Genomic DNA, 22568 nt, shown 5'->3' with positions numbered 1-22568 from the left:
CCGGCCGGGGCCATGTGATCCCCACGGCCAACCCCCGTTGGTCGCCGTCCGGCCCGGCAGAACTGTCGCGCGATCCGCGCTTAGTGAACGGTTGCGTTACTGATTCCCCAACCGACCAGGCGTAAACGCTTATCGCTCAATTTCATAGGATTCGTATGGAGCCTGCGGCTGTGCGTACCGGCCGCCGGTAGGTGACCAAGCCCATAGCTCGCTCATAGGTTCGTTGACTTTCACAGGGCCACAACATATTTGGTACCACTACCGGGGCGCCGTTGTGATTGCGGCGGTCCTGAGCGTCGCCCCGCCGCGTAGTCTGGAATAGGTGTTCTCATCCCGTGGTCACCTTCGGACCACAGGCATATTCCCACGCCTTGCGCGAGTCGTGGTGCGTTGGCCGTGGCTATGGGTAGTTCTCTGGGTGGTGCTGGCGGCCGCCCTGTCGGTCACGCTGCCGGCGCTGACACAGGTGGTCCGCGAGCGCACCGAAGAGATCCTGCCCAGCGATGCCCCCACGATGGTGGCGAGCCGCCAGATGACGCAGGCGTTTCGCGAACCGGAGTCGCAGAACATGGCTCTGGTGGTTCTGACCGATGAACAAGGCCTCGACAGCGCCGACGAAGATGTCTACCGCATCTTGGTGGACAGGCTGCGACGCGACGTCGACGACGTCACCAGCGTGCACGATTTCGTCGCGACACCGGCGCTGCGCGAGGTACTGACCAGCAAGGACGGTAAAGCGTGGTTCATTCCGGTAGGAGTGGCAGGAGAACTGGGTTCACCACGAGCCAACGAGGCTTACTCGCGAATCGCCGAGACCGCACAGCAAACGGTCAGTGGGTCGAGGATCACCGCCAACACGACCGGGATCGCGGCCACCGTCTCAGAGCTTGCGGGTATCGGGGAGCGCGACATGCGGGTGATCGAATTCGCCACCATTGCCATGGTGCTGCTGATTCTGTTTATGGTCTATCGCAGCTTCGTCACCATGTTGCTTCCGCTGGTGACCATCGCGGTTTCCCTGGTCGCCGCTCAGCAAGTTGTTTCTGGTTTGGCCGGAGTGGGCCTGGGTATTTCGCAGCAGACGGTTGTCTTCATGACCGCGATGATGGTTGGCGCCGGCGTGGACTACTCGGTCTTCGTCATCAGCCGCTATCACGAGAATGTGCGCGGCGGCATGTTTTCCGATGCCGCCGTCGCGTCTGCGTTGACGGGCATCGGAAAGGTGATCGCGGCTTCGGCGGCAACAGTGGCGGTCACCTTCCTCGGCATGACTTTCACTCGTTTGCAGGTGTTTTCCACAGTTGGACCCGCTTTGGCTATTTCCATCTCCATCGCGTTTCTGGCTGCGGTCACACTGCTACCGGCCCTGCTCGTGATCGCCGGGCGTCGGGGCTGGGCAGCGCCGAAACACGACCGCACCAGCCGGTTGTGGCGGCGGTCCGGAGTTCACATCGTTCGCCGGCCGAAAGCCCATCTGTTGGGCAGTCTGTTGGTCCTGGCCGTGTTGGCAGGCTGCGTACCGCTATTGCGCTCGAATTACGACGCCCGCACCTCGTTGCCGCCATCAGCGCAGAGCAACGTCGGCAATGCCGCACTGGATCGCCATTTCCCCTCGAGTTCGAGTACACCGCAATACATCTTCATTCAGTCCCCACACGATCTCCGCAACACGACGGCACTCGCCGACCTGGAGCAACTGGCGCAGCGGGTCAGTCAGTTGCCTGACATCGATCTGGTCCGGGGCGTCACACGCCCGACCGGGGAACCGCTGGAGCAGGCCAAACTCAGTTGGCAGGCAGGTGAGATCGGCCAACGGCTGTCCGATGCCTCCGGCCGGATCACCGGTGCCGGCGGTGACCTCGACGCACTGACTTCCGGTGCGCGTCAGCTCGCCGATCAGCTCTCCGCCGTGCATAACCAGGTGAGCCAGGCGATCGGTCGCATCACGGGGCTGCTCAACGAACTCACACTGATGCAGGAGCAGCTCAACACTTCCCGCCCCGCCGTCAATCCCAACGAGGTTCTCGCCCAAGCGGACTCCGTGTTGACCGGTCTGGAGGCCAGCCCGGCCTGCAGCACCGACCAACTCTGCAGCACCGCGCGCGGCCAGCTGCAGCGGTTGGTCGCCACCCGCGAGAACAATTCCGGATCCGCCGTGCCAACCCAGCAGCTCCGGGCTTTGGTAAGCAGAGCCATCCAGACGCTGCGTGCCCTCAACCCGAGTCGCCTGCAGCAGCAACTCGCCGGCCTGGAACAGGGGGCGAATGCACTGGCCAACGGCAGCCAACGGGTGGCCACCGGCGTCCGCAGCTTGACCGACCAGACCAAACAGCTCGGCGGCAGCCTGGCCGAAGCGTCAGAGCTGCTGCTTTCGATGAAACACAACGCCTCACAACCGGGGATGTCCGGCTTCTACGTTCCACCGCAGGCGATGAACAGCGCCGACTTCCAGGCGATGGCGTCGGCGTTCGTCTCACCCGACGGCCATGCCGTGCGCTATCTGGTCCAGTCGAAGCTGGAGCCGTTCGACAGCAACGCGATGGACCAGACCCGGGCCATCGTCAACGCGGCCCGCAGCGCGCAAGCCAACACGTCACTGTCGGACGCGTCGATCGGCATGACAGGCATGACGCCGATCTACAGCGAGATGCGCGACTACTACGATCACGACCTGCGGTTCATCGTGATCATGACGATAGTCATCGTCTTCCTCATTCTGGCCCTGCTACTGCGGGCGCTGGTGGCGCCCCTGTATCTGGTTGCCACCGTCGTGGTTTCGTATCTATCGGCACTGGGCGTGGGCGTGATCGTCTTCCAGCTCATCGGCGGCCAACCCATGGCCTGGAGCGTGCCGGGCATGGCGTTCATCGTGTTGGTGGCTGTCGGCGCGGACTACAACCTACTGTTGATCTCCCGTATTCGTGACGAGTCGTCGCGCGGCCTGCGCTCTGGCGTCATCCGCACGGTGGGCACCACTGGGGGCGTAATCACCTCGGCGGGACTGATTTTCGCCGCATCGATGTTCGGCATGTTGTTCGGCAGCATCAGCACCATGGTCCAGGCGGGCTTCGTGATCGGTGCCGGACTCCTGCTCGACACCTTCTTGGTTCGCACCGTCACCGTGCCGGCACTGGCGGTACTGATGGGCAACGGCAATTGGTGGCCGTCCAGGCATCCGCCGCGCGCGATGCGGGTGCCGAACCACACTCACGTTCCAGTCGTAACAGCAAGCACGTAGGAGGAAAGAATGGCCAACCACGACCGATTCGGTCGAACGACCGACGCGGTGCGTCGAACGAGCGGGAGCTTCATTCAGCGCCCGGCACCCACAAGCGATTTCGCGCCGTGGATCAAGCGCCAGCCCGGGCCCGCCGGTCGGACTCAGTCGGGGGCGATCGTAGTGTTCCCGCACGCCGGCGCGGCCGCATCCAGTTACCGGACATTGGCGACGGCGCTGGCTGCTGGTGGCGACACGTTCGTCGTGCAGTATCCCCGGCGGGCCGAGAGGCTCAATCATCCCGCGCCGGAGACGATTCACGACCTGGCTCGCGAACTGTTCCAGGCCGGGCCCTGGCACCGGGCGGCGCCGCTGCGGTTGTTCGGGCACAGTATGGGAGCGCTGGTCGCGTTCGAGTTCGCCCGGATCGCCGAGCGGCGCGGGATCGCCGTGCACAAGTTGTGGGTGTCCGCGGGGCCGGTGCCGTCGTCGGTGGCCGCGTTACCCGCAATGCCCACCAGCACCAGCGAACTGCTCGCCGACCTCGCCCGACTCGGCGGCACCGATCCGCGCTTGCTGGCCGACGAGGAGTTCTCGCAGCTGGTGGCCGAGGCGGCCAGGTGCGACTACGAGGCGATCAACCGCTACGAGTGCAGCGAAAGGGTGCGCATCCGCGCGGACATCCACGCCTTCGGGGGGCGCAGCGACAACCGGGTCGAAGCCGGATCCTTGCGACAGTGGGCACACCACACCAACGGCTCGTTCGGAATGTCCCTCTTCGACGGTGGACACTTCTTCATCAACGAACACACCAATACCGCCGCAAATCGCGTCATCACCGATGTGTGAGCCCAGACAACCGATCGGAGACTTCACCAGTGCGAGTTCACACAATTGCGGAACCAACGGCAGACGCGTCGAAACATGCAGTGCCACAGGATAATCAGCTGTCGCCGGCGGATCAGGCGATGTTCTGCACATTGCGTGCCCTGGAACGTGATGCTGTCGTCCAGTGCGTCTGGCTGTACGAGCACCCTGTCGATGTGGAGGCGTTGCGCAGGTTCCACCACAATCTCGGCTACGGGCTGCTCGGGCGCCGCATCGAGCGTTCTCCCCTCCCCTTCGCGCGCGGCCGCTGGGTCCAGGACAGGTGGCCGGCCGCCCTCGATATCGATGAATACGCCCGGCCGCGTGCCGAACTCGGTGACTGGATCGACACCCGGGCCCGGTTGCCAATCGACCCGGAGCATGGTCCCGGTTGGCATCTCGGTGTTGTGCCCCTGACGGACGGCACGACCGTGGTGAGTCTGGTGGCCTCACACTGTCTGATCGACGGCCTAGGAGTGGTTCGCGCGGTCGCCGACGCGGCCGCCGGACAGGGACACGATCTCGGCTACCCACCGCCGTGCTCGCGGAGCCGATTACAGGCGCTACGACAAGACACCCGCCAGACCGTTCGCGATGTTCCGGACGCCGCACGTGCCCTCGGCGCGGCGGTGCGACTTTCGCGTCAGCGCAGGCGGGACCCGTCCCGACCTGTCGTGGCTCGGCAGCACACCATGGTCGAGCGGTCCGGCCCCGACCAGAGGATCGCCGTTCCCGCGGTCGTCATCCACATCGACGTCGATGATTGGGATGCTCGCGCCCAGGCCCTGGGCGGCGCCAGTCACCACCTGGCCGCGGGCCTGGCAGCCAAACTCGGCGAGCGGCTGGGCCGCCGGCGCCTCCGTGACGGCGTCGTCAGCCTGCAGGTCCCACTCAGCGACCGCACCGATCACGACACCCGCGCCAACACGCTGTCGTTCGTCAGTATCGGCATCGATCCCACCCGGGTCACCGCTGACCTGACCGACACCCGCGCGGCGATCAAGAACACATTCGAGACATTGCGGGAGAACCCGGAGCAGGCGTCTCCCACGCTCCCGGTCACGCCACTGGTGCCCTTCCTCCCCCGGCGGGTGCTCAGGCAAGCGGCGCAAGCGGAATTCGCATTCGGCGATCTTCCCGTGGCCTCGTCGAGTTTGGGCGAGCTGCCCCCGATGGCAGGTTGCCCTGACGGCACCCCGGCGGAGTACGCATTCGGACGTGGGGTGATCCAGCGGGTGCTGCGCCAAGATCTCGAGACTGCCAACGGCGAACTGGCGCTGTGGTTTCTGCGGATCGGCGGCAAGATGTGCGTCACCGTCGGTGCATACCAGCCCGGCGGCACTACTACCAAGCCGATGTTGCGCCAACTGGTGTCGAGCACCCTGGGCGAGTTCGGCCTCGACGGGGTGATCGAATGACCAGCGTTGCCAACAATGTTCCAGCCCTAGGGTTACCGCCGGGACCGCCGCAGGTGATTCCCCGGGCGCTGCAGGGCATTGCCTTCTTCACCGCGCGGCGACGAACCACGCAGTGGCTGGTGAGGCGATACGGCGGCGCATTCACGCTGCACCTGCCCGTCTTCGGACGGCTGGTGGTGGTCACCGAACCGGAGCTGGCCAAGCAGGTCTACATGAGTCGGGCCGACAATCTCGGTGCCATCCAGCCCAACCTGAGCCGGCTACTGGGTTCTGGCTCCGTCTTCGGCCTCGAAGGGCCCGAGCACCGGCGCCGGCGGAAGCTGCTGGCGCAGCCTTTCCATGCGGCCAACATGAAGAACTTCGAGCGGATCGTCGAGCTGGAGACGATCCGGGAGATCCAGAACTGGCCGGAGGGAACCGAGTTCGCGACCCTGCCGGCGATGAAGGCGATCACGCTGAACGTCATCCTGCGGGCGGTCTTCGGCGCCGAAGGCGACGACTTCGACGAACTGCGGCGGGTCATCGTGCCGTGGGCCAAGCTCGGATCGCGGCTGTCGACCCTGCCGATGCCACAGCGGACCTACGGGCGCTACACGCCGTGGGGCCGACTGGCCGCCTGGCGCAATAGGTACGACGTGGTCATCGACCGGCTGATCGACCGTGCACAGCGGCGACCGGAGTCGGCCGAGCACACCGACATTCTTTCGCTGCTGCTCGCCAGCTCCTACGACGACGGTTCGGTCATGTCCCGCAAGGACATCCGCGACGACCTGCTGACCCTGCTGGTTGCCGGACACGAAACCACCGCGACCACCTTGGCGTGGGCGTTCGAGCGCCTCAGCCGCCAGCCCGAGGTACTCGCCGCGCTCGTCGCCGAGGCCGAGACCTCAGACAATGTGCTGCGCCACGCGGCGATATACGAAGTGCAGCGAACCCGCTCGGTCATCGATTTCTCCGGCCGGCGGGTTCGGGATTCGGCCTTCGAGCTGGGCTCGCACCTCGTCCCGGCCGGATATTCGATCGTCGTCAGCATCTCCCAGTGCCACAACAACTCCGAGGCGTTTCCCGAACCCGAAAGCTTCGAGCCGCAACGCTACATCGAGGGCAAACCGTCCCCGTTCGCCTGGATCCCGTTCGGCGGCGGAACGCGGCGCTGTGCGGGTGCCGCGTTCGCCAAGATGGAGATGGACGTGGTGCTGCGGACAGTGCTGCGCCATTTGGAGATTCGACCGGTCGCCGGGCCGGCGGAGAAGATGCGGACCGGCGGACTCGGATACCTGCCCAGCGGCGGCGGGCGCGTCATCGTGCATCGGCGAGCGGCGGCGGCCACCTAGGTCAGAAGCAATTGTCGCGCATCTCCAAGGTGGTCCGGTCCAGGCTTTGCAGAAGATCAAGTTGCGGAGCGGTTTTCGGTAGTTCGTAGTTGTAGAAGTACCGCGCGGCGTAGCGTTTGCCGTCGTAGAAGTCACCGGAGCGGCCGTGCGCAGCGACAAGCTGCTCCAGCCACGCCCAGGCGATGACGAGATGGCCGAATGCTTCCAGATATACGGCGCTGTTGGCCAGCGCGGCGTCGACGTCACCGGCTGCAAACATCGAGGCCGTAACGCTGACCAGCCGCTGCCAGGATTCATCGAGTTGTTTCGCCATCGCGGCGGGCTCGCCCGCGAGCGCGCCCGCACGCGACACGGTGCCGGCAACGGTTTTCGTCAACTCCACCAGGCTGGCACCGCCGCGCTGGGTTACCTTGCGGCCCAATAGATCCAGGCTCTGAATCCCATGGGTGCCCTCGTGGATGGGGTTGAGCCTGTTGTCGCGGTAGTGCTGCTCCACGTCGTATTCGCGCGTGTAACCGTAGCCGCCATGCACCTGGATCGCCAGATTGTTGGCTTCCAGACACCACTGCGACGGCCAGCTTTTCGCCACCGGGGTGAGGATATCCAGCAGCAGCGCAGCGGATTCGCCCTCCTCGGGAGACCGGGGACTGCTTTGGATATCGACGAGCCGGGCGCAGTACAGGGCCAGCGCGAGAGCGCCCTCAACGTAAGACTTCTGCGCCAACAACATTCGTTTGACGTCCGCATGCCCGATGATCGGAATTTGAGGCATGGCAGGGTCCTTGCCGGTCACCGGCCGGCCCTGCGGCCGCTCACGCGCATACTGCAGCGCCTTGAGATAGCCGGTGTAACCCAGGGCGATCGCCCCTAGCCCGACGCCCAGCCGCGCCTCGTTCATCATGTGGAACATGTACGAAAGGCCCCGGTGCGGTTCACCGACCAGATAGCCGACCGCCCCCGGCCGACCGTCGGGCTGATGCCGGCCTTCCCCGAAATTCAATGCGGTGTTGGTTATGCCGCGATATCCCATCTTGTGGTTGAGGCCGGCCAGCACGACGTCATTGCGTTCGCCGACACCGCCGTCGTCCCCGACCAGGAACTTCGGCACGATGAACAACGAAATGCCCCGGGTGCCCGCCGGTGCGCCGGTGATCTTGGCCAGCACCAGGTGCACGATGTTCTCTGCCACTTCGTGATCACCGCCGGAGATCCACATCTTGGCTCCGAACAGGCGATAGCTACCGTCGTCCTGGGGTTCGGCGCGGGTAGTGATGTCGGCCAACGACGACCCCGCTTGCGGCTCCGAGAGACACATGGTGCCGGTGAAGCGACCGGCGAGGGTCGGCCTGACGAAGCGCTCGATCTGTTCGGGAGTCCCGTAGTTCGCCAGGAGATTCGCGTTCGCCAGGCTCAACAGCACATAACCGGCCGTCGCCACGTTGGCAGCGTGAAACCACGCCAGTCCGGCGCCCGCCACGACGGTGGGCAGCTGCCATCCACCCAGCGCATGATCCATGCTCATCGCCAACAGGTCGGCCTTGGCGAACGCATCCAACGCTTGCTTCACCTCGGGGATCACGCTGACCCGCTCCCCGTCGAAGCTGGGCTCGTGCGCGTCGTTCTTCTTGTTATGTGTGGCGAAATACCGGGTGGCAAGTTCTTCACACAGATCCAGCAGCGCCGAGAACGTTTCCCGGGAATGTTCCGCAAAGCGCTCCCGGGCCGGCAGCTCGTCGACCCGCAGCCACTCGAACAGCAGAAAATCCAAGTCACGCCGGGACAGCAGATTGGACGCCATGGGTTGTCCTCCCGTCTTCGCCTTCCTACCTGCCTACCCCAGCGAGCGTACGGTGACAGAGAACTCACGTGAGCTAATTGGGCTGGCCCACCGTCGTCGAATTCCCACTCGGCGCGTCGCCTCGCAGCGCGATCGCACCCAGCACGAGGAACAGCCCGGCACCAGCGGTCACGCCCATCAGCATGGTCTTCGGCGCTCCGGCTCGCAGGGCGATCAGCGACGCGGTGACATCGGCCGCGTCACAGACCAGACCCGCCTGCAGCACCGCCTTGCGGATGGCTGGTTCGGGATGCTGCAGGGCAGCACCCAGCACAAGGTCCCGCACCCCGAACAGTCGGGTGACCAGTCCGACGCTGGCGTCGGGGGGCAACTTGCCGAGCCCGAACACCCGAGAACTGAGTGGTGGTGTTGCCCAGGAGATTCCGCCGGCGAACATCCGCATCACGGACATCGCGGTGGCGGCGCGGTTCTGATTGCCGGTCAAGGATGCGGTCATTGGAGACCTGACCTTTCTTTTGTAGTGTCAACTACAAACGTATCTAACCTGTAGTCGGGACTACAATCAAGGCCACATGGGGCACAAGTACACGCGCGAACAGATCCTCGACGATGCCGTCGGGATGGCGCTGACCGGCGGGCTCAGCTCGCTGACCTTCGGCGGACTGGCCAGACACCTCGGCACCAGCGACCGCATGATCGTCTATTACTTTCCCAGTAAGACCACCCTCGTCACCGACGTCCTCGTCGAGATCGGCAACAGGCTGCAGCAGACACTGGCCCGTGCACTGACCGAACCCGCTGACGGCCATCGCCAGCTGGTCAGCACCGCCTTCAAGGTCCTGGCCACCGACGAGTTCGATCCGCTCTTCGCGGTCTACTTCGAGGTGTGCGGACTTGCCGCCGCCGGTGTGACGCCGTACCACGACCTCGCCGCTCCGCTCACCGAAGGCTGGATCGACTGGTTGGCACGGTTTTTCACCGGAACCACGAAGCGGCGGCGCGCCGAAGCCGAGGCGAGCTTGGCACTCATCGACGGGATGTTGTTGTTGCGACAACTCGCCGGGCCGACGGCCGCAGATCGCGCTGCCAAAGTTCTCGGGGTCCGCTGATCACCTCAGCGAGTACCTGATCGGCAGGTGCTTGGGGCCGCCGACGAAGGTAGTGGCGATCAATTGCGGATCATCAGCCATCTCAATGGATTTGATGCGCGGTATCAGTTCAGAGAAGAAGCTGTTCATCTCCAGGCGGGCCAGCGCGGCGCCCAGGCAGAAATGCACGCCGTGTCCGAACGACAGATGCTTATTGGGGTCGCGTCCGACATCGAACCGGAACGGGTCGGTGAACACCTCTTCGTCCCGGTTGGCCGAAACGTAAGACAGCAGCACGGATTCGCCCTTCGCGATCGGCACACCGCGCACTTCGGTGTCGGCCTGCGCGGTGCGCATGAACTCCTTGACCGGCACCACCCAGCGGATCATCTCCTCGACCGCCGTGCCCATCAGCCCGGTGTCCTGCTGCAGTCGCCGGAGCTCACCGGGATTCTCCAACAGCGCCAGCAGTCCGCCGGAAATCGCGGCACTGGTGGTGTCGTGGCCGGCGCTGGCCACGATCACGTAGTAGGAGATGGTGTCCATGTCGGACAGCGGCTCGCCGTTGATGGTGGCGTTGGCGATCGCTGATGCCAGGTCCTCGGTCGGATGCTCCCGGCGTGCTGCGGTCAATGCGGAGAAGTAGTTGAAGAAGTCCAGCAGTGTCGCAAGGACGTCGGTGTTGACCTCGCCACGGCGCAGTTCGGTGTCGTCACCACCGAACATCTCCTGAGTGAGCTTGAGCATGCGCGGGAAATCCGACTCCGGCAGGCCGAGTAGCGAAAGAATCACGTAGAGCGGGTAATTCACCGCGATCTCTTGCACGAAATCCAGCTCCGACCCGCGCTCGAGCATCTTGTCGACGTAGATCTTGGCCAGCTCGTCACAGCGGGTTTTCAAGGCCCGCATCGCCTTTGGACGAAACCAGTCGACTCCGATCTTGCGCATGTCGCGGTGATGAGGGTCGTCCATGTGGATCAGGGTGCGCAGACCGATCCCCGCCTCCTGGTCTGCGAGCAGCTTCTCCTCCAACTCGGTGACCATCAGCAGCAGGCGGGGATGGTTGGTGAACAGATCGTTCTGGCGCTCGATCGCCATCACGTCGGCGTGCTTGGTAATCGCCCAGAACGGCCGGTATCCCGCCACGTCGACCCAGGACACCGGAGCGTGCGCCCGCAGGTGGGTGAGCGCCTCGTGCAGTCGCTTCTCGTCGGCGTAGGCCGCGGGGTCGGCCAGAACCCGTGCGGCCTCATCCATGGTCCGGGTGCTCATTGTGTCTCCTCATGGTGCCGGTAGCAGGGGGATGTCAGCGTCTGCAGGTGGACGACGATCGGGGCGGGTCAACAGCCACGGCAGCACCTCGTATGATGTGGAACGCTATAGTTCTAGATTATGCCTGTGCCCGCGAATGGGTCAAGATGTCGTAATGACCGGCCGTATCTATGGCGGACTGAGCCCTGAGCAGCGCTCGCAGGGCCGCCGCGCACGCTTGGTGGAGGCAGCCCGTGCGTTGATTGCCGAGTGCGGCGTGGCGCCCCTGACCGTCGACATTGTCGCCCAGCGGGCGAACCTCAGCAAGCGGTACTTCTACACCGAGTTCGACACCAAGGATGACCTGCTCGACGCGTGCGCCGAAGAACTGTTCGGTCGGTTGTACGCGCAGATGGAGGAGGTGCTGGCCGCTGCCCCGCTCACCGAGCGCGTCGCGCGCACGGTGCGGGTGGTCGTACACACCCTGGCCTCCGATCCAGCCGACGCGCGGCTGTACATGGAGTGCCCGGCCTACCCGCGACTACGCGAACGCCAACAGCGGGCGGTGCGCGACTTCAGTGAGTACATGGCCGCTCATGCGATCGCGTTCACCGGAGATCCCAGGCCGGGAGTCGACCGGGTGCTCGCCACCCGCGCGCTGGTCGCCGGAACGACCGAGCTCATCATCGGCTGGCTGCACGGAGACATCGACACCGACGAGGACAGCATCGTCGCGACGCTGACCGCCACCTCACTCGGAGCGGCGGCGACGCTGTGAGTGGCCCGGTTTAGCGTCATGTCGGCCCGCGAACTGATCGTGCTGGGCACTGCCAGTCAAGCGCCCACCAGGTACCGCAACCAGAACGGCTACCTGTTGCGCTGGGACGGCGAAGGGCTGATGTTCGACCCCGGCGAGGGCACCCAGCGACAGATGCTGCTCGCCGGCGTAGCAATGAGCAGCGTGACCCGGTTGTGCGTCACCCATTTTCACGGTGATCACTGCCTAGGCGTCCCAGGGATCATCCAGCGCCTGTCCCTGGACGAGGCACAGCACCGGGTGCACGCCTATTTCCCGGCTTCCGGGCGGCAGTACTTCACCCGCCTGCGTCACGCCTGCGTCTTTCACGACCGCGCCGACATCTGCGCGCAGCCCGTCGCCGTCGACGGGCCGGTGGCGGCGGGAGAGTTCGGGGTGCTGGAAGCGCGGCGGCTCGAGCATTCCACCGATGCGATCGGTTATCGGCTCATCGAGCCCGACGGTCGTCGATTTGTGCCCGAACTGTTGGAGCGCTTCGGGCTCGATGGTCCCGCGGTCGGCCGGCTGCATGCGGCCGGCTCCATCGACTGGGGTGGGCGGACGGTCGATCTATCGGAAGTCAGCGAGGCGCGGCCGGGCCAACGGTTCGCCTTCGTGATGGACACCCGGCTGTGCGACGGGGTCTACGCCCTGGCCGACGGCGCGGACCTGCTGGTGATCGAGGCGACGTTTCTGAGTCGGGACTCGGATCTGGCCGCGCGCTACGGACACCTCACGGCGCGGCAGGCGGCACGGGTTGCGGCCGAGTGCGGAGTGCGGCGGCTGGTGCTCACCCATTTCTCGCAGCGGTACACCAGCACCCGGGAACACCACGACGAGGCGGCCGAGGTTTTCGACGGAGACCTCGTCATCGCCGAAGACCTGGCCCGCATCCGGGTCCCCGAGCGGCTCTGATCAGCCCTGGCCGGCACACAGTTCGTGGTGGTAAAACCCATTCCCGCCCAGCCTCTTGGCCTGGTACATCGCGGCATCGGAAGCGGTGATCAGGTCGATCAGAAGTGCCTGATGTTCACCGGGTGTGATTTCGTCGAGCCGGGCGCAGGCGGTGCCGATGCTCGCCGTGACTCCCACCGTCGAGCCGGCGATCGCGTCGCATATCTGTTTGGCCAACTGCTCGGCGTTGCAGTTCGCCGCGGTGCCGGCCAGCAGGAATTCCTCGCCGCCGCTTCTGGCCACCACCGCCTGTTCCTCGGCGGCGGCCAGCAGTGCCTGTCCGACCTGGACCAGCGCGTAATCACCCGCGGCATGACCGCGGTTGTCGTTGAGACCCTTGAAGTTGTCCAGATCGACGACCAACACCACCAGGTGAGCGTCGATACCCCGGCGGGCCAGCATCATCCCCAACGCGTTGTGCGCGAACGCGCGCCGGTTCAACAGACCGGTCAGCGGGTCGCGGTCGGCCCGCAGCAGATCGCCCGCCAAGGCACGGACCAGAACCCCGATGGCCAGCGGCAGAGCGATGTTGACCTCGACCACCAGCCACAGATCAACCACGGCCAGCGACGGGTGCCCCATGTCCGCCAGCCGGCCCGCCTCGAAGAGGCCGACCGCGGCGGCCACCGCAAAGTTGTACAGCACGAATCCGGTCGTGTGGAAGAACGCCATGTACGCACCGAAGGTGGCGAAGGCGATGCAGCCGATCAACGCGGCCAACGGTTTGGGATGCGCGAGACACGCCAACGCGACGGCGATGTTGCACGTCAAACCGTACGCCAGCGACTGTGCACGTGTCGGCCAGCGCCAGATCCACAGCAGCGCCCCGGCCGTCCCGCCGACTACCGCAGCCCAGGTCATGGCGACCGGCACCGCACCGCGCGGGCCGTCCGCGCCGGACAGCAACACCAGCAGACACAACACCAGCGACGTCGAAATGAACGCCATCAAGGCCCGGGTGGCACCGCTGATGCCGCGCGCGGCCAGGTAGCCAGACAGCCAGTCAAACTGATCCGCCCGCTGCCACCGGTTGAGAATCCCGAGTCGCCGCTTAATCGCCACCACCGATATCAGAGTCGAAGTACCGGCCCGCCATGATCCCCTTAGCCCCGGGGCCGGACACGCAGATTATTGCTGATACCCGTGGCGTTGGCGACCACCTGAAGTCGGCTGATCGGCATTGGCTATAGGGGCGCCACCCGGTCCGACCATGGCACTGCCTGTTCCAATTGCGCTGCCAGACGAATCAACAGCGGTTCTCCACCCAGCGGCGCCACGAACTGGACGCCGAGCGGCAGGCGGTCACCGGTCCAGTGCAGCGGCAACGAGATCGCCGGCCGGCCGGTCAGGTTGGCCAGTTGGGTATAGGGCACCCAGCCCAAGTTCTTCTCGACGATGTCGTCGACGATCTTGGTGTAGCGCAGGAGGCCGGCGCTGCGGGTCTTGATCAGAGCGTCTGACGCGCGCTGCAACATGACCGGCATGTCGAACTCGCCGATCTTCGGCGGCGGGGTCGCCAGAGTCGGCGTCAGCAGCAGGTCGTACGAGTCGAAGAACCGGCTCAACCGACGAGTGTGATCATGGCGCCGTTCCACGGCGTCCACGTAATCGAGGCTGCTGGTCGCCCGGCCGATAGCCGCGATGATCAGCGTGTCGCGCTCGAACGCCGCATTACCGGCGCCGGTGAGTCGCTTAGCCGCGTCGACGTCCCAGGCGAGATGGACAAACCAGGTGAGCAGGAAGTCGCGGGCCAGGACGGCGTCGTCGCACGGCGCCTGCGGCAACTCCTCGACGTGGTGTCCGAGCCCGGTCAGGGTCCGCACCGTGGCCTCGGCGGCAGCGAATGCTTCCGGGTGCGGAACGGGGGTGATCGCCGACGGCACCCGCACCCCGATCCGAAGTCTTCCAGGGTCCTGTCCCACGGCGGCCGCGAAGGGCGAGGCGGGCAGAGCGGGCAGGTAGGGCCCGGACGGCTCGCCACCACAGATCACATCGAGCATCGCCGCGGTGTCCCGCACGGTTCGTGACACCACACCCTGCACCGCCGCCCCGTGCATGGATTCGCTGGTCGCCGGCCCCATCGGGGTGAGCCCGCGACCCGGCTTCAAGCCGATCAGGCCGCAGCAGGCCGCCGGGATGCGGATCGACCCCCCGCCGTCGTTGGCACCCGCGCACGGCACGATGCCGGCTGCCACGGCCGCGGCCGACCCCCCGGACGATCCGCCCGGCGTTCGCTGCGTGTCCCACGGGTTGCGCGCCGGGCCCCACGCCTCCGATTCGGTGATCCCTTTCGCACCGAACTCCGGCAGATTGGTCTTGCCGAAGATGACCAGGCCGGCATCGATCCAGCGCTGGACGATGGTCGAGTGCTCCGCCACGGGCGTCGACATCAGGGCCCGGGACCCCTGCGAGCTGGGTAGGCCGGCATAGTCCTGGGCAAGGTCTTTGATCAAGAATGGAACGCCGGCGAACGGGCCGTCCAACTCCTCCGAGGGGGACGCCGGGACATCGCGCACGATCGCGTTGATCCGTGGGTTGACCGCCGCCGCCCGCTCCCGGGCGAGGGTGAGCAACTCCGCCGCTGACACCTCCCGATCGGCGACCAGCTTCGCCAGGCCGGTGGCGTCATAGGTCCGGTACTCCTCGAAGTTCATCTCCTGACCGTATGTCCCGCAGTCGCCTTTCACGTAGGCGGCGCGGGTTTCGGAACCTGGGAATGCGGCGATCCTGACTGGATGAACCCCCAGCAGCCAAGCGACAGCGCGCCGGTGCCCGAAGACGCCCGCGAGACGACTCCGGCGCAGCGCGCGGAAGAAGACCGGCTGGAACATCAAGACGGTGATCCGGACGCGCCGGCGTCCCGGCAATCAACCGACGAGATCGCCGACGAAACCACGCGTTAGCCGCTCAGAGGTAGAGCCCTGCCGGCACCGCCGCCCGGTAACGACCGTTGCCGATCTCGCCTAAAAGCGTTGCAGTACAAACGCTTCCGTCAGCGCCGGCCAGCACCGCCCGGCGGACGACTTCCCGGATGTCGCTACCGCTGGTCCGCTCGGGCAGCGCGGAGACGACGGCGGCCGGGTCGACGTCGCGACCCCCGGGGATGTCGCGGATCAGAGCCGCCAGGATGCGCGCTGCGTCGACGCGGTTGGGGTATCCGACCTCCACGACCGAGTCGAACCGTCCGGTGCGGATCGCCGCCTTGTCCAGGGTCGCCGCGTCGTTGGTGGACGCCAATGTCAGAATCCGGGCGTCGGCTTCGATGTCCATGGCCTGCAACAGTTCTGACAGACCGCCGTCGCTCGACCCGCGGCTACGGCACCACAGATCTACGTCTTCGAGCACGATCAGCACCGGACCGCCGAGACGTTGCGCCTCCTGCACCACCGCGGTCAGCAGGTCTTCGCCCGCCTTGGCCTCGACGTAGATGACCGTGAAGCCGCCGACCACTTCGCGGGCCACCACCGCGCTCACCGCTGACTTGCCGGTGCCGGGCGGCCCGCACAGCAGCACACCGCGCCGAGCCCCCAGCCCATGTGCCCGCAGTTCTTCGTGACGGTCGCGCACCGCGGTGACGCCGAGGTCGACCTCGGTCCAGACTTCGTCGGGAACGATGACGGTGTCACGAGTGACCGTCGACGGCAGCTCGATGATGCTGAAGCTGAGCCCGTGATTGTTGGTGGCACGCACCGCGCGGCCCCGGTACGGGTTCAGCTCGGTGGCGCGGCGGGCGAGACGATCCAGCACCGCGCGAGCGTGTGCCTGGTTGTCCGGCGTGACGAATGCGCTCACCTCGGCCGAATGCATGATGCCGTCGCGCGCCTCGATGTGCACGACGCAGCCCGCGTCCGCCAACAGCGCTCCGGCCGGGAAGTGCACGCGCAGACACAGTGGATGGCGGTAGCGCTGGTCGCCGATCTCGGTCTGCGTCCATTTCGGCGGGTAGGCGTACTCGCCGGGGCCGATCTCGCACACGGCAGCGTGTTCCTCGATCCATTCCGCGAGGGCCAGAGCGACGGTCAGTCGGGACACCGGATTGAGGTCACGCGCTTCGTCGAGCAGGTACCCACAATCCGGCACGCCCAGGCAGCGCGCGGTGAATCGTTCCGCGTTCTCGGCAGTTTCGCGTTCGGCGACTCCAACGAGCAACTCGCCGAGCGCGCGTAGCGTGGGACGCACACCGTAGTCCAGGCCATCCAGCCAGTCACCGACGTCATCGATCACCCGACGGTGCGCGGCACCGCCGCCGGTGCTCCCGGCGGTCAGGTCGGTCAATTGGTCATCGGTGAGAGTCATTGCCTTGTCGTGGGTGTCGTTGGGTCAGCAGCGGTCCACCTTCGCAGCTGACCGGGAGGTGGTCAACTGGTTTTCCGGGCCAGCCGTGCGAGGATCCACGGTGGCCGACGACGCGCCGGAGGTTCCGATGACCGGACAGGTCGGCCTGATCGACTACCTGGTGCTCGACGACGACGAGGCGCACCTCGTCGCCCAGGAGTGCAACCGTTGGCGCCCGGTTCTTCGATCGCCGGAATGCGTGCGCCGGCTGCTTCGCGACCGACTCGCCCGCGTGCCGGTCGCGACCGAATGCAATGTCTCCTACGGAATGGCTGTCGGCGTCGAAAGACTTTCTGGCGCCGGGCTGCTCGGCGGCGGTCGACGGCCGGATCGGCACCGAGGCGGCACCAACTTTGAGTTGTTCGCCCGGATCAGCGAGAAGAACCATGCCTACTCGACGCTCAATCCGCTTGCCGCATAACAGAAGCGGTTCAAACGTCGGCGCGCGGTGAAGGTCTCGGCGTCGGTGCTCACCACCCACCCGTACGAAGAGGGCTGCCAAGGTGCTGCCCAACGTCAACACCCTGACCCGCAACGCTGCCGCAATCGCCCACGAGCAGGCCGGTATCGGTCCGGATGATCTGGACCTGGTCGAACTGCACGACTGTTTCGCCACCGCCGAACTGGTGCACTACGACAACCTGATGCTGTGCGAAGTGGGCGGGCCGCGGACTTTTCAACTCTGGTGCCACCTGGCGCCACGGCACGACGCCGGTCAACGTCTCCGGCAGTCTGCAATCCAAGGGCCACCCCATCGCGGCGACCGGTATCGCCAACGTCTGGGAGATCTGCCACCACCTTCGGGGTCAAGCCGGTGATCGCCAGATCGACAATGCCAGGGTGGGGTTGGCCCATGTCATCGGCTTGGGCTCGGCGTGCGGCGTGCACGTGCTAGAAAGTCGGCCGGGTAGCCGGCCGACCGGTGTTGCGCCGAAACGCTACGTCACCGACGCGGCGTAGATCTGTTCGATGTTCGATCTCAGCTTCGTGTCGAACTCCGCATCGGTCTGATCGACCAGCAGGCCCTCGGTCAATGCGCGCGAAAAGCTGGCGATGAGACCGTGATTGCGCGCCAGGATCTCGCAACTCTGGGCGAGGCTGTAGCCACCGGACAGGGCGACCACCCGCAGCACCCGGGGGTGGGCGATCAGCGGTGCATAGAGATTGTCTTCGCTGGGCAGTGTCAGCTTGAGCATCACCTGCGTATCCCCCGGCACCTCATCGAGTTTCGCGCTCAGCGCCGCCAGTAACAAGTTGTCGGCTCCGGGCTTGTCGGGGCTCTCGATACTCACCTCGGGCTCGATGATCGGCATGAGTCCACGCTCGAGGATGCGGTAGGCGTAGTCGAACTGTTGATCGACGATGGCCTTGATCCCCCGCTCGTTCGGCTCCTGGATGAACGAGCGCATCTTGGTGCCGAAGATGGCCTTCTCGACGGCCCGGTCCAGCAGGGTGTCGAGCCTGGTCATCGGTTTCATAAGCTGGACACCGTTTTCGGCGCTGTCGAGTCCCTGGTCGACTTTCACGATCGGCACCACGCGCTTGTGTTCCCACAGGAATGCCGCGGTGTCCCGGCCGTCGATGGTCCGGTCCATGGTCTGCTCGAAGAGGATGGTGGCCAGGACCTGGTCGCCGGAGAACCCCGGACTCGCCATGATGCGTTCCCGCATCTCGTGGATGAGGTCGAACATCTTCTCGTCACCGTCGTAGGCATCCTCGGAAATGCCGTACAGCCTCAAGGCCTTCGGGCTGCTCCCACCGCTCTGATCCAGCGCCGCGATAAAGCCCGGCCGCGACGCCATCGCGTTGCGTTGTTCCTCGTTCACCGCGCCCCTCCTCCTGACCTTCCCGCCAGCCGGGTGACATCCCGGCCGTCGCGGAAGTACGACCACCAAAACGACCATAAACAGTGCATGCACGGCCAAGGCCAGCTGGGCAGGCTGGCCGAGAAAATCGCCGACGGGCAGACTCAGCCCGCAGCACCGGCGTTTATCGCCGCCAGGGCGTCGGCGCTCAGTCGGGCGAGTTCGTCGGCCTCTTCCCGGTCCAGAGCGGTCGCGAAGATCTCCGCCATGCGGCTATTGGTCACGTCCTCGACCTCGGCGTAGCGGTCCCTCTTCGCGGCGCCGTCGTCGTACGGCTCCGGCCAGGCGAACATCCTGGTGTACTCGGGGCCCTTGTTGAGCATGTGCGCTTCCACGGGGCTGATCCCGGAGTCGGCGAGGACATTGAAATGGACGGCCGCGCGCAACTCGCGCAGGATGAACATCACCTGAAGGGCCCGGGCCGGGGCGTCGTCGGCCAGCGGCATGGTGCGCCAACCGGCATACAGCGGCAGGCCCGTGCCCGGAGTCGCCGCGATGATCCTCTCTCCCAACGCGGCCAGGCGGTCCAGGCCCGCTGCGCCAGCCAGGTACTTGCGGCCGAAGTCGGCGGTTTGTCGCCAATACACCTCGGCGGCGCCGGCCGCGCCGCGCACCGCGACGCCTTCCTCCCACATCACGCCGAGGGACTTCGGCTCGAACACGGCGAACGCAGCGCTGACCGTCTCGCCGCCGACATCGCCCAGCACGCCGCCGCGGCCGGCGACATATCCGGCCAGCGGGTTCTGATAGCCGGCCGCGATGCTCTCGGTGAAGGTCTCCGGGTGCAGCATGAACACCGCGACAGCCTGCTGGATCGGGTCACCTGCAGCACGCGCGGCTTCGACCATGTCGGTGTCGGTCATCGCAATCCTCCTTCGCCGTTGGGGCGGACTTAGCCTGAGACAATCTGCTCATGGGCGTCAAGAGACGCGACCCGCACGCGTGCCCCTGCGGGTCAGGCAGCAGCTACGCCGACTGCTGCCGGCCGTTGCATGCCGGCGAACGAGACGCCGGCACCGCGTTGGCCCTGATGCGGTCGCGCTTCAGCGCGTTTGCGCTGGCGGACACCGCCTACCTTCTCGCAAGCTGGCATCCCGGCACGCGACCGAAGCGGTTACCGGTGGACACCGACGTCGAGTGGCGGCGGCTGCAGATCGTCGACACCGAGGCCGGTGCCGACGCGGACACCACCGGGGTGGTCGAGTTCCGCGCCCAGTATGTGCGCCACGGCGTACGCAGCATCCTGCATGAACGCAGCCGATTCACGCGGGTGAAGGGCCGCTGGGTGTACGTCGACGGCGATGTGCTGGATTGACGTTTCAGGGGCGCACTGTCACCGCCCTTGAAAGGCGGGTGATCGTTTCTGGAAGCGGGCAACCTGCGCCTCGACGGCGTCCTGACTCTTCCACGCCGCCTCGAACATGTCCTGATGGACGGGCCGCTCGGTGTCCCAGGCACCGTCGTCGTTGAGCACTCGCTTGGCGTGTCGCAGCGACAGCGGGGCCAACCCGGCGATTTCGTGTGCCCACTGCTGGGCGTCTTCGAGGGTGCCGATCCGGTTCGCCATTCCGCACGTCAGCGCCTCGTCGGCGGGGAGTTTCTGAGCCGCCATCAGCATGGCGCGGGCTCGGCCGTAACCCACCAGGGAGGTGAGTCGCCGGACCGTCCAGGTGTCAGCCGCCAGCCCGTATTTGGCTACTGGCAGTTGAAAATACGCGTTGGCGTCGACCACTCGGAGGTCGCAGATGATGGCCAGCTGCACCCCGGCTCCGATGACGGGACCGTTGATGGCGGCAACCACGGGCACCGGTGTGTGGTCGATCGCCGCGTTGAGCGCTATGGCCTTGTCCATGAGCTCATCGATGAGGTTCTCCGCAGAGGCAGCCCCTGCCCCCGACAGGTCCATGCCGGAGCAGAAGACGCTGCCCTCGCCGGTCAGGACGATGGCTTTCACCCCGTCAGGGGCGGCACCGTCGAATGTCGCCCGCAGTTCGTCGATCACCGCGGCGTTGAGGGCATTGCGCCGTTCCGGGCGCTGAATCCGGACCGTCAGCACATCGGCGTCCCGAGAGAGTCCGATCACGCCGCAACCTCCGCGCCCGTCTTGGGAAGGCATCGATGCAACACCACGTCTCCTTTACCTCGCTACTTTTTCAAACACTTTGCGGTGGCTACAAATTCATGCCCGAGAACATGGTCCGGGCCGGATCATACTTCTGGCGCACCGAGCTTAGCCGGGCAAGGTTGGCACCGAAGTATCGTGCCGGCGGCTGATTCGCCTCCAGATAGTTCACGTAGCCTCCCACCGAATACTGTTGCACCGCTTGGTGTGCCGTGCTGAGCCAGCTGGTGGCGGCCTGCGGGGAGCCGGAGGTTTCTACGTACCACTGCACCAACGCGGACTGCCGCCGCCACGGAAAGGCCGTGGCGGCCGGAGCCACGGTGGCCATGGCGCCGTCCAGCGCGTGCATGATGGCCAGCATGCGCCCGGCGTTGCGGGGAAAGGCGTCGACGGCCGCGGCGATCCCCTGGGCAACGGCCGGGGTGATTGTCGTGAACACGTCCGATCCGCCGACATAGCCCAGAGGGGCCGGGTTGAGGTTGTTCACCGCCAGGTACCGCACCAGGTCGAGGTAGTTGAAGGTGTGGTTCTCGGTTCCGGTCGGTTGCACTCCAACGGCCGAAATGATCGCGGCCGCAACGCTATTGCCTGAACCAGCCGGACCGGTCGCCAGGATTCGGCAGTGGGTGCCGGTCGCGTCAGTGGTGCTGTCGGCCAGCGCCCAACTGTTCCGGTCAGCGGTGCGCAACCAGTTCTGCCAGCCGACGAGGACCTGCGGGAACGCCTGTGGGGCGAAGTTGAGGTTCACCGCGTCGACGTCCTGGGTGGGGAAGGTGGCGAACGTCAATGAGGTGGCCACCCCGAAGTTGCCCCCGCCGCCGCCCCGCAACGCCCAGAACAGGTCGGGGTTGCTCGAGGCAGATGCCGTGACGCTCTGGCCGCCGGGCAACACCACGGTCGCGGAGGTCAACTGGTCGCACAGTAGGCCCGCGTGCCGGGACTGGGCGCCCAGCCCACCGCCCAGGGCGTGCCCCGCGGCGCCGACCGTCGGGCAGGTGCCGGTCGGGATGCCCCGGCCGGCCGTTGCCAGGGCCTGGTGCACCTCGTATAACCCGGTAGCGGGCGTGACCGTCACCTGTCCGGTGGCCGCGTCGAAGTTGACGTCACCCGGTAGTTGGCGCAGATCGAGCACCATGGTTCCGTTTGCCGTCGAGGCGCCGGTATAGGAGTGCCCACCACTACGCGGGGCGACCTTGAGCTTGTTGGCCGTGGCGAACGCCATCGCCTTCTGCACATCGGCGACGGATCTCGGTGTGACGATGGCGGCCGGCGTCAAGTCGCTGTAGTTGGTGTTGAACACCTGCTTGGCGGCGCCGAACTGGGCACTGTCCGGCAGGATGACCTGCCCGCCGAGCGCGGTGGAAAGACCGTCCCAACCGGATGCGGCGGGATCGGCGGCGGCCCGGCTGGTCCCGAACACCAGGCCCGCGGCGAATGCGCCGGCGGCACCGCGCAGAAAGGTCTGACGCGAGATCCGTGCTGGGCATTCCGTCATTCGGGCATCGTCGCCCGGTTGATGAGCC

At 66.0% G+C, this 22568-nt stretch carries 19 protein-coding genes and 1 pseudogene; 10 read left to right on the top strand and 10 right to left on the bottom strand.

The genetic code is table 11. From position 1 onward, the window contains the following. The first annotated feature begins 322 nt into the window (after positions 1-322). The 4 genes from JX552_RS00595 (at position 323) to JX552_RS00580 (ending at position 6836) form a co-directional block, all read left to right on the top strand. Positions 323-3238: an MMPL/RND family transporter gene (locus JX552_RS00595; RefSeq protein WP_241010825.1), complete on the top strand. Its 2916-nt coding sequence runs from the start codon at positions 323-325 to the stop codon at positions 3236-3238. 72 nt (positions 3239-3310) lie between these two features. Beyond that, the gene (locus JX552_RS00590; protein WP_431196027.1) at positions 3311-4066 is read left to right on the top strand and encodes a thioesterase II family protein; all 756 of its coding nucleotides are present in this window, start codon (positions 3311-3313) and stop codon (positions 4064-4066) included. A gap of 119 nt (positions 4067-4185) precedes the next feature. Then, on the top strand, positions 4186-5502 hold the full coding sequence (locus JX552_RS00585; protein WP_205878114.1) for a hypothetical protein: 1317 nt from the start codon (positions 4186-4188) through the stop codon (positions 5500-5502). Further along, positions 5499-6836, top strand: a complete 1338-nt coding sequence (locus JX552_RS00580) for a cytochrome P450 (protein ID WP_205875620.1) — start codon at positions 5499-5501, stop codon at positions 6834-6836. The genes JX552_RS00585 and JX552_RS00580 overlap by 4 nt, the downstream gene beginning before the upstream one ends. 1 nt (position 6837) lies before the next feature. Here JX552_RS00580 and JX552_RS00575 read toward each other — a convergent pair whose 3' ends face one another. Continuing rightward, a complete protein-coding gene (locus JX552_RS00575) occupies positions 6838-8634 on the bottom strand; it encodes an acyl-CoA dehydrogenase (protein ID WP_205875619.1) in 1797 nt (598 codons plus the stop codon). A 73-nt stretch (positions 8635-8707) separates the two neighbouring features. Further along, positions 8708-9130, bottom strand: coding sequence for a hypothetical protein (locus JX552_RS00570; RefSeq protein ID WP_205875618.1), 423 nt, complete (start codon positions 9128-9130; stop codon positions 8708-8710). Between the two features lie 76 nt (positions 9131-9206). Between JX552_RS00570 and JX552_RS00565 the strand changes: the two genes are divergently transcribed. Then, a complete protein-coding gene (locus tag JX552_RS00565; protein WP_205875617.1) occupies positions 9207-9743 on the top strand; it encodes a TetR/AcrR family transcriptional regulator in 537 nt (178 codons plus the stop codon). On the opposite strand, the gene JX552_RS00560 is transcribed toward JX552_RS00565, so the two are convergent. Continuing rightward, entirely contained in the window at positions 9744-10994 is a 1251-nt protein-coding gene (locus JX552_RS00560) for a cytochrome P450 (RefSeq protein ID WP_205875616.1), read from the bottom strand. 154 nt (positions 10995-11148) lie between these two features. Here JX552_RS00560 and JX552_RS00555 point away from each other — a divergent pair, with 154 nt between their 5' ends. Together JX552_RS00555 and JX552_RS00550 are read left to right on the top strand one after the other, a co-directional pair. Next, complete coding sequence (locus JX552_RS00555; protein WP_205875615.1) at positions 11149-11751, top strand: TetR/AcrR family transcriptional regulator; 603 nt, start codon at positions 11149-11151, stop codon at positions 11749-11751. Between the two features lie 18 nt (positions 11752-11769). After that, positions 11770-12684 carry a ribonuclease Z gene (locus JX552_RS00550; RefSeq protein WP_205875614.1) on the top strand — a complete coding sequence of 305 codons (915 nt, stop codon included), beginning with the start codon at positions 11770-11772 and terminating at the stop codon, positions 12682-12684. On the opposite strand, the gene JX552_RS00545 is transcribed toward JX552_RS00550, so the two are convergent. Further along, complete coding sequence (locus JX552_RS00545) at positions 12685-13788, bottom strand: GGDEF domain-containing protein (RefSeq protein WP_241010802.1); 1104 nt, start codon at positions 13786-13788, stop codon at positions 12685-12687. Between the two features lie 119 nt (positions 13789-13907). Next, the gene (locus JX552_RS00540) at positions 13908-15377 is read right to left on the bottom strand and encodes an amidase (RefSeq protein WP_205875613.1); all 1470 of its coding nucleotides are present in this window, start codon (positions 15375-15377) and stop codon (positions 13908-13910) included. An 81-nt stretch (positions 15378-15458) separates the two neighbouring features. On the opposite strand from JX552_RS00540, the gene JX552_RS00535 reads away from it, so the two are divergent. Next, positions 15459-15626, top strand: coding sequence for a hypothetical protein (locus tag JX552_RS00535; RefSeq protein ID WP_205875612.1), 168 nt, complete (start codon positions 15459-15461; stop codon positions 15624-15626). 4 nt (positions 15627-15630) lie between these two features. Here the strand turns inward: JX552_RS00535 and JX552_RS00530 are convergent, their stop codons facing one another. After that, positions 15631-17019, bottom strand: coding sequence for an AAA family ATPase (locus JX552_RS00530; RefSeq protein ID WP_205875611.1), 1389 nt, complete (start codon positions 17017-17019; stop codon positions 15631-15633). A 295-nt stretch (positions 17020-17314) separates the two neighbouring features. On the opposite strand from JX552_RS00530, the pseudogene JX552_RS00520 reads away from it, so the two are divergent. Next, positions 17315-18018: pseudogene (locus JX552_RS00520) on the top strand (thiolase C-terminal domain-containing protein); the annotation flags it as partial. On the opposite strand, the gene JX552_RS00515 reads toward JX552_RS00520, so the two are convergent. Then, positions 17997-18884, bottom strand: a complete 888-nt coding sequence (locus JX552_RS00515; RefSeq protein WP_277396020.1) for a fructose bisphosphate aldolase — start codon at positions 18882-18884, stop codon at positions 17997-17999. The pseudogene JX552_RS00520 and the gene JX552_RS00515 sit on opposite strands and share 22 nt — an antisense overlap. A 143-nt stretch (positions 18885-19027) precedes the next feature. Next, positions 19028-19786: an SCO6745 family protein gene (locus tag JX552_RS00510; protein WP_205875609.1), complete on the bottom strand. Its 759-nt coding sequence runs from the start codon at positions 19784-19786 to the stop codon at positions 19028-19030. Positions 19787-19836: 50 nt separating this feature from the next. On the opposite strand from JX552_RS00510, the gene JX552_RS00505 reads away from it, so the two are divergent. Continuing rightward, a complete protein-coding gene (locus tag JX552_RS00505) occupies positions 19837-20238 on the top strand; it encodes a YchJ family protein (RefSeq protein ID WP_205875608.1) in 402 nt (133 codons plus the stop codon). Positions 20239-20256: 18 nt separating this feature from the next. Here the strand turns inward: JX552_RS00505 and JX552_RS00500 are convergent, their stop codons facing one another. Both JX552_RS00500 and JX552_RS00495 read right to left on the bottom strand, forming a co-directional pair. After that, on the bottom strand, positions 20257-21006 hold the full coding sequence (locus tag JX552_RS00500) for an enoyl-CoA hydratase (protein WP_205875607.1): 750 nt from the start codon (positions 21004-21006) through the stop codon (positions 20257-20259). An 88-nt stretch (positions 21007-21094) separates the two neighbouring features. Further along, positions 21095-22540 carry an FAD-binding oxidoreductase gene (locus JX552_RS00495; RefSeq protein ID WP_205875606.1) on the bottom strand — a complete coding sequence of 482 codons (1446 nt, stop codon included), beginning with the start codon at positions 22538-22540 and terminating at the stop codon, positions 21095-21097. Positions 22541-22568 lie beyond the last annotated feature (28 nt).

The sequence above is a fragment of the Mycobacterium gordonae genome, assembly GCF_017086405.1.
In the GTDB taxonomy this organism is placed as follows: Bacteria; Actinomycetota; Actinomycetes; order Mycobacteriales; family Mycobacteriaceae; genus Mycobacterium; species Mycobacterium gordonae_D.
Note: the sequence above shows the minus strand (reverse complement) of the source record. Positions and strands in the feature narration are given on the sequence as shown.

Coding starts and splice junctions, on each gene's coding strand:
- JX552_RS00560 (WP_205875616.1), bottom strand. CDS start 10,994: ATGAGCACCCGGACCATGGATGAGGCCGCACGGGTTCTGGCCGACCCC.
- JX552_RS00565 (WP_205875617.1), top strand. CDS start 9,207: ATGGGGCACAAGTACACGCGCGAACAGATCCTCGACGATGCCGTCGGG.
- JX552_RS00540 (WP_205875613.1), bottom strand. CDS start 15,377: ATGAACTTCGAGGAGTACCGGACCTATGACGCCACCGGCCTGGCGAAG.
- JX552_RS00555 (WP_205875615.1), top strand. CDS start 11,149: ATGACCGGCCGTATCTATGGCGGACTGAGCCCTGAGCAGCGCTCGCAG.
- JX552_RS00535 (WP_205875612.1), top strand. CDS start 15,459: ATGAACCCCCAGCAGCCAAGCGACAGCGCGCCGGTGCCCGAAGACGCC.
- JX552_RS00510 (WP_205875609.1), bottom strand. CDS start 19,786: ATGACCGACACCGACATGGTCGAAGCCGCGCGTGCTGCAGGTGACCCG.
- JX552_RS00495 (WP_205875606.1), bottom strand. CDS start 22,540: ATGACGGAATGCCCAGCACGGATCTCGCGTCAGACCTTTCTGCGCGGT.
- JX552_RS00580 (WP_205875620.1), top strand. CDS start 5,499: ATGACCAGCGTTGCCAACAATGTTCCAGCCCTAGGGTTACCGCCGGGA.
- JX552_RS00550 (WP_205875614.1), top strand. CDS start 11,770: ATGTCGGCCCGCGAACTGATCGTGCTGGGCACTGCCAGTCAAGCGCCC.
- JX552_RS00575 (WP_205875619.1), bottom strand. CDS start 8,634: ATGGCGTCCAATCTGCTGTCCCGGCGTGACTTGGATTTTCTGCTGTTC.
- JX552_RS00585 (WP_205878114.1), top strand. CDS start 4,186: ATGTTCTGCACATTGCGTGCCCTGGAACGTGATGCTGTCGTCCAGTGC.
- JX552_RS00505 (WP_205875608.1), top strand. CDS start 19,837: ATGGGCGTCAAGAGACGCGACCCGCACGCGTGCCCCTGCGGGTCAGGC.
- JX552_RS00530 (WP_205875611.1), bottom strand. CDS start 17,019: ATGACTCTCACCGATGACCAATTGACCGACCTGACCGCCGGGAGCACC.
- JX552_RS00570 (WP_205875618.1), bottom strand. CDS start 9,130: ATGACCGCATCCTTGACCGGCAATCAGAACCGCGCCGCCACCGCGATG.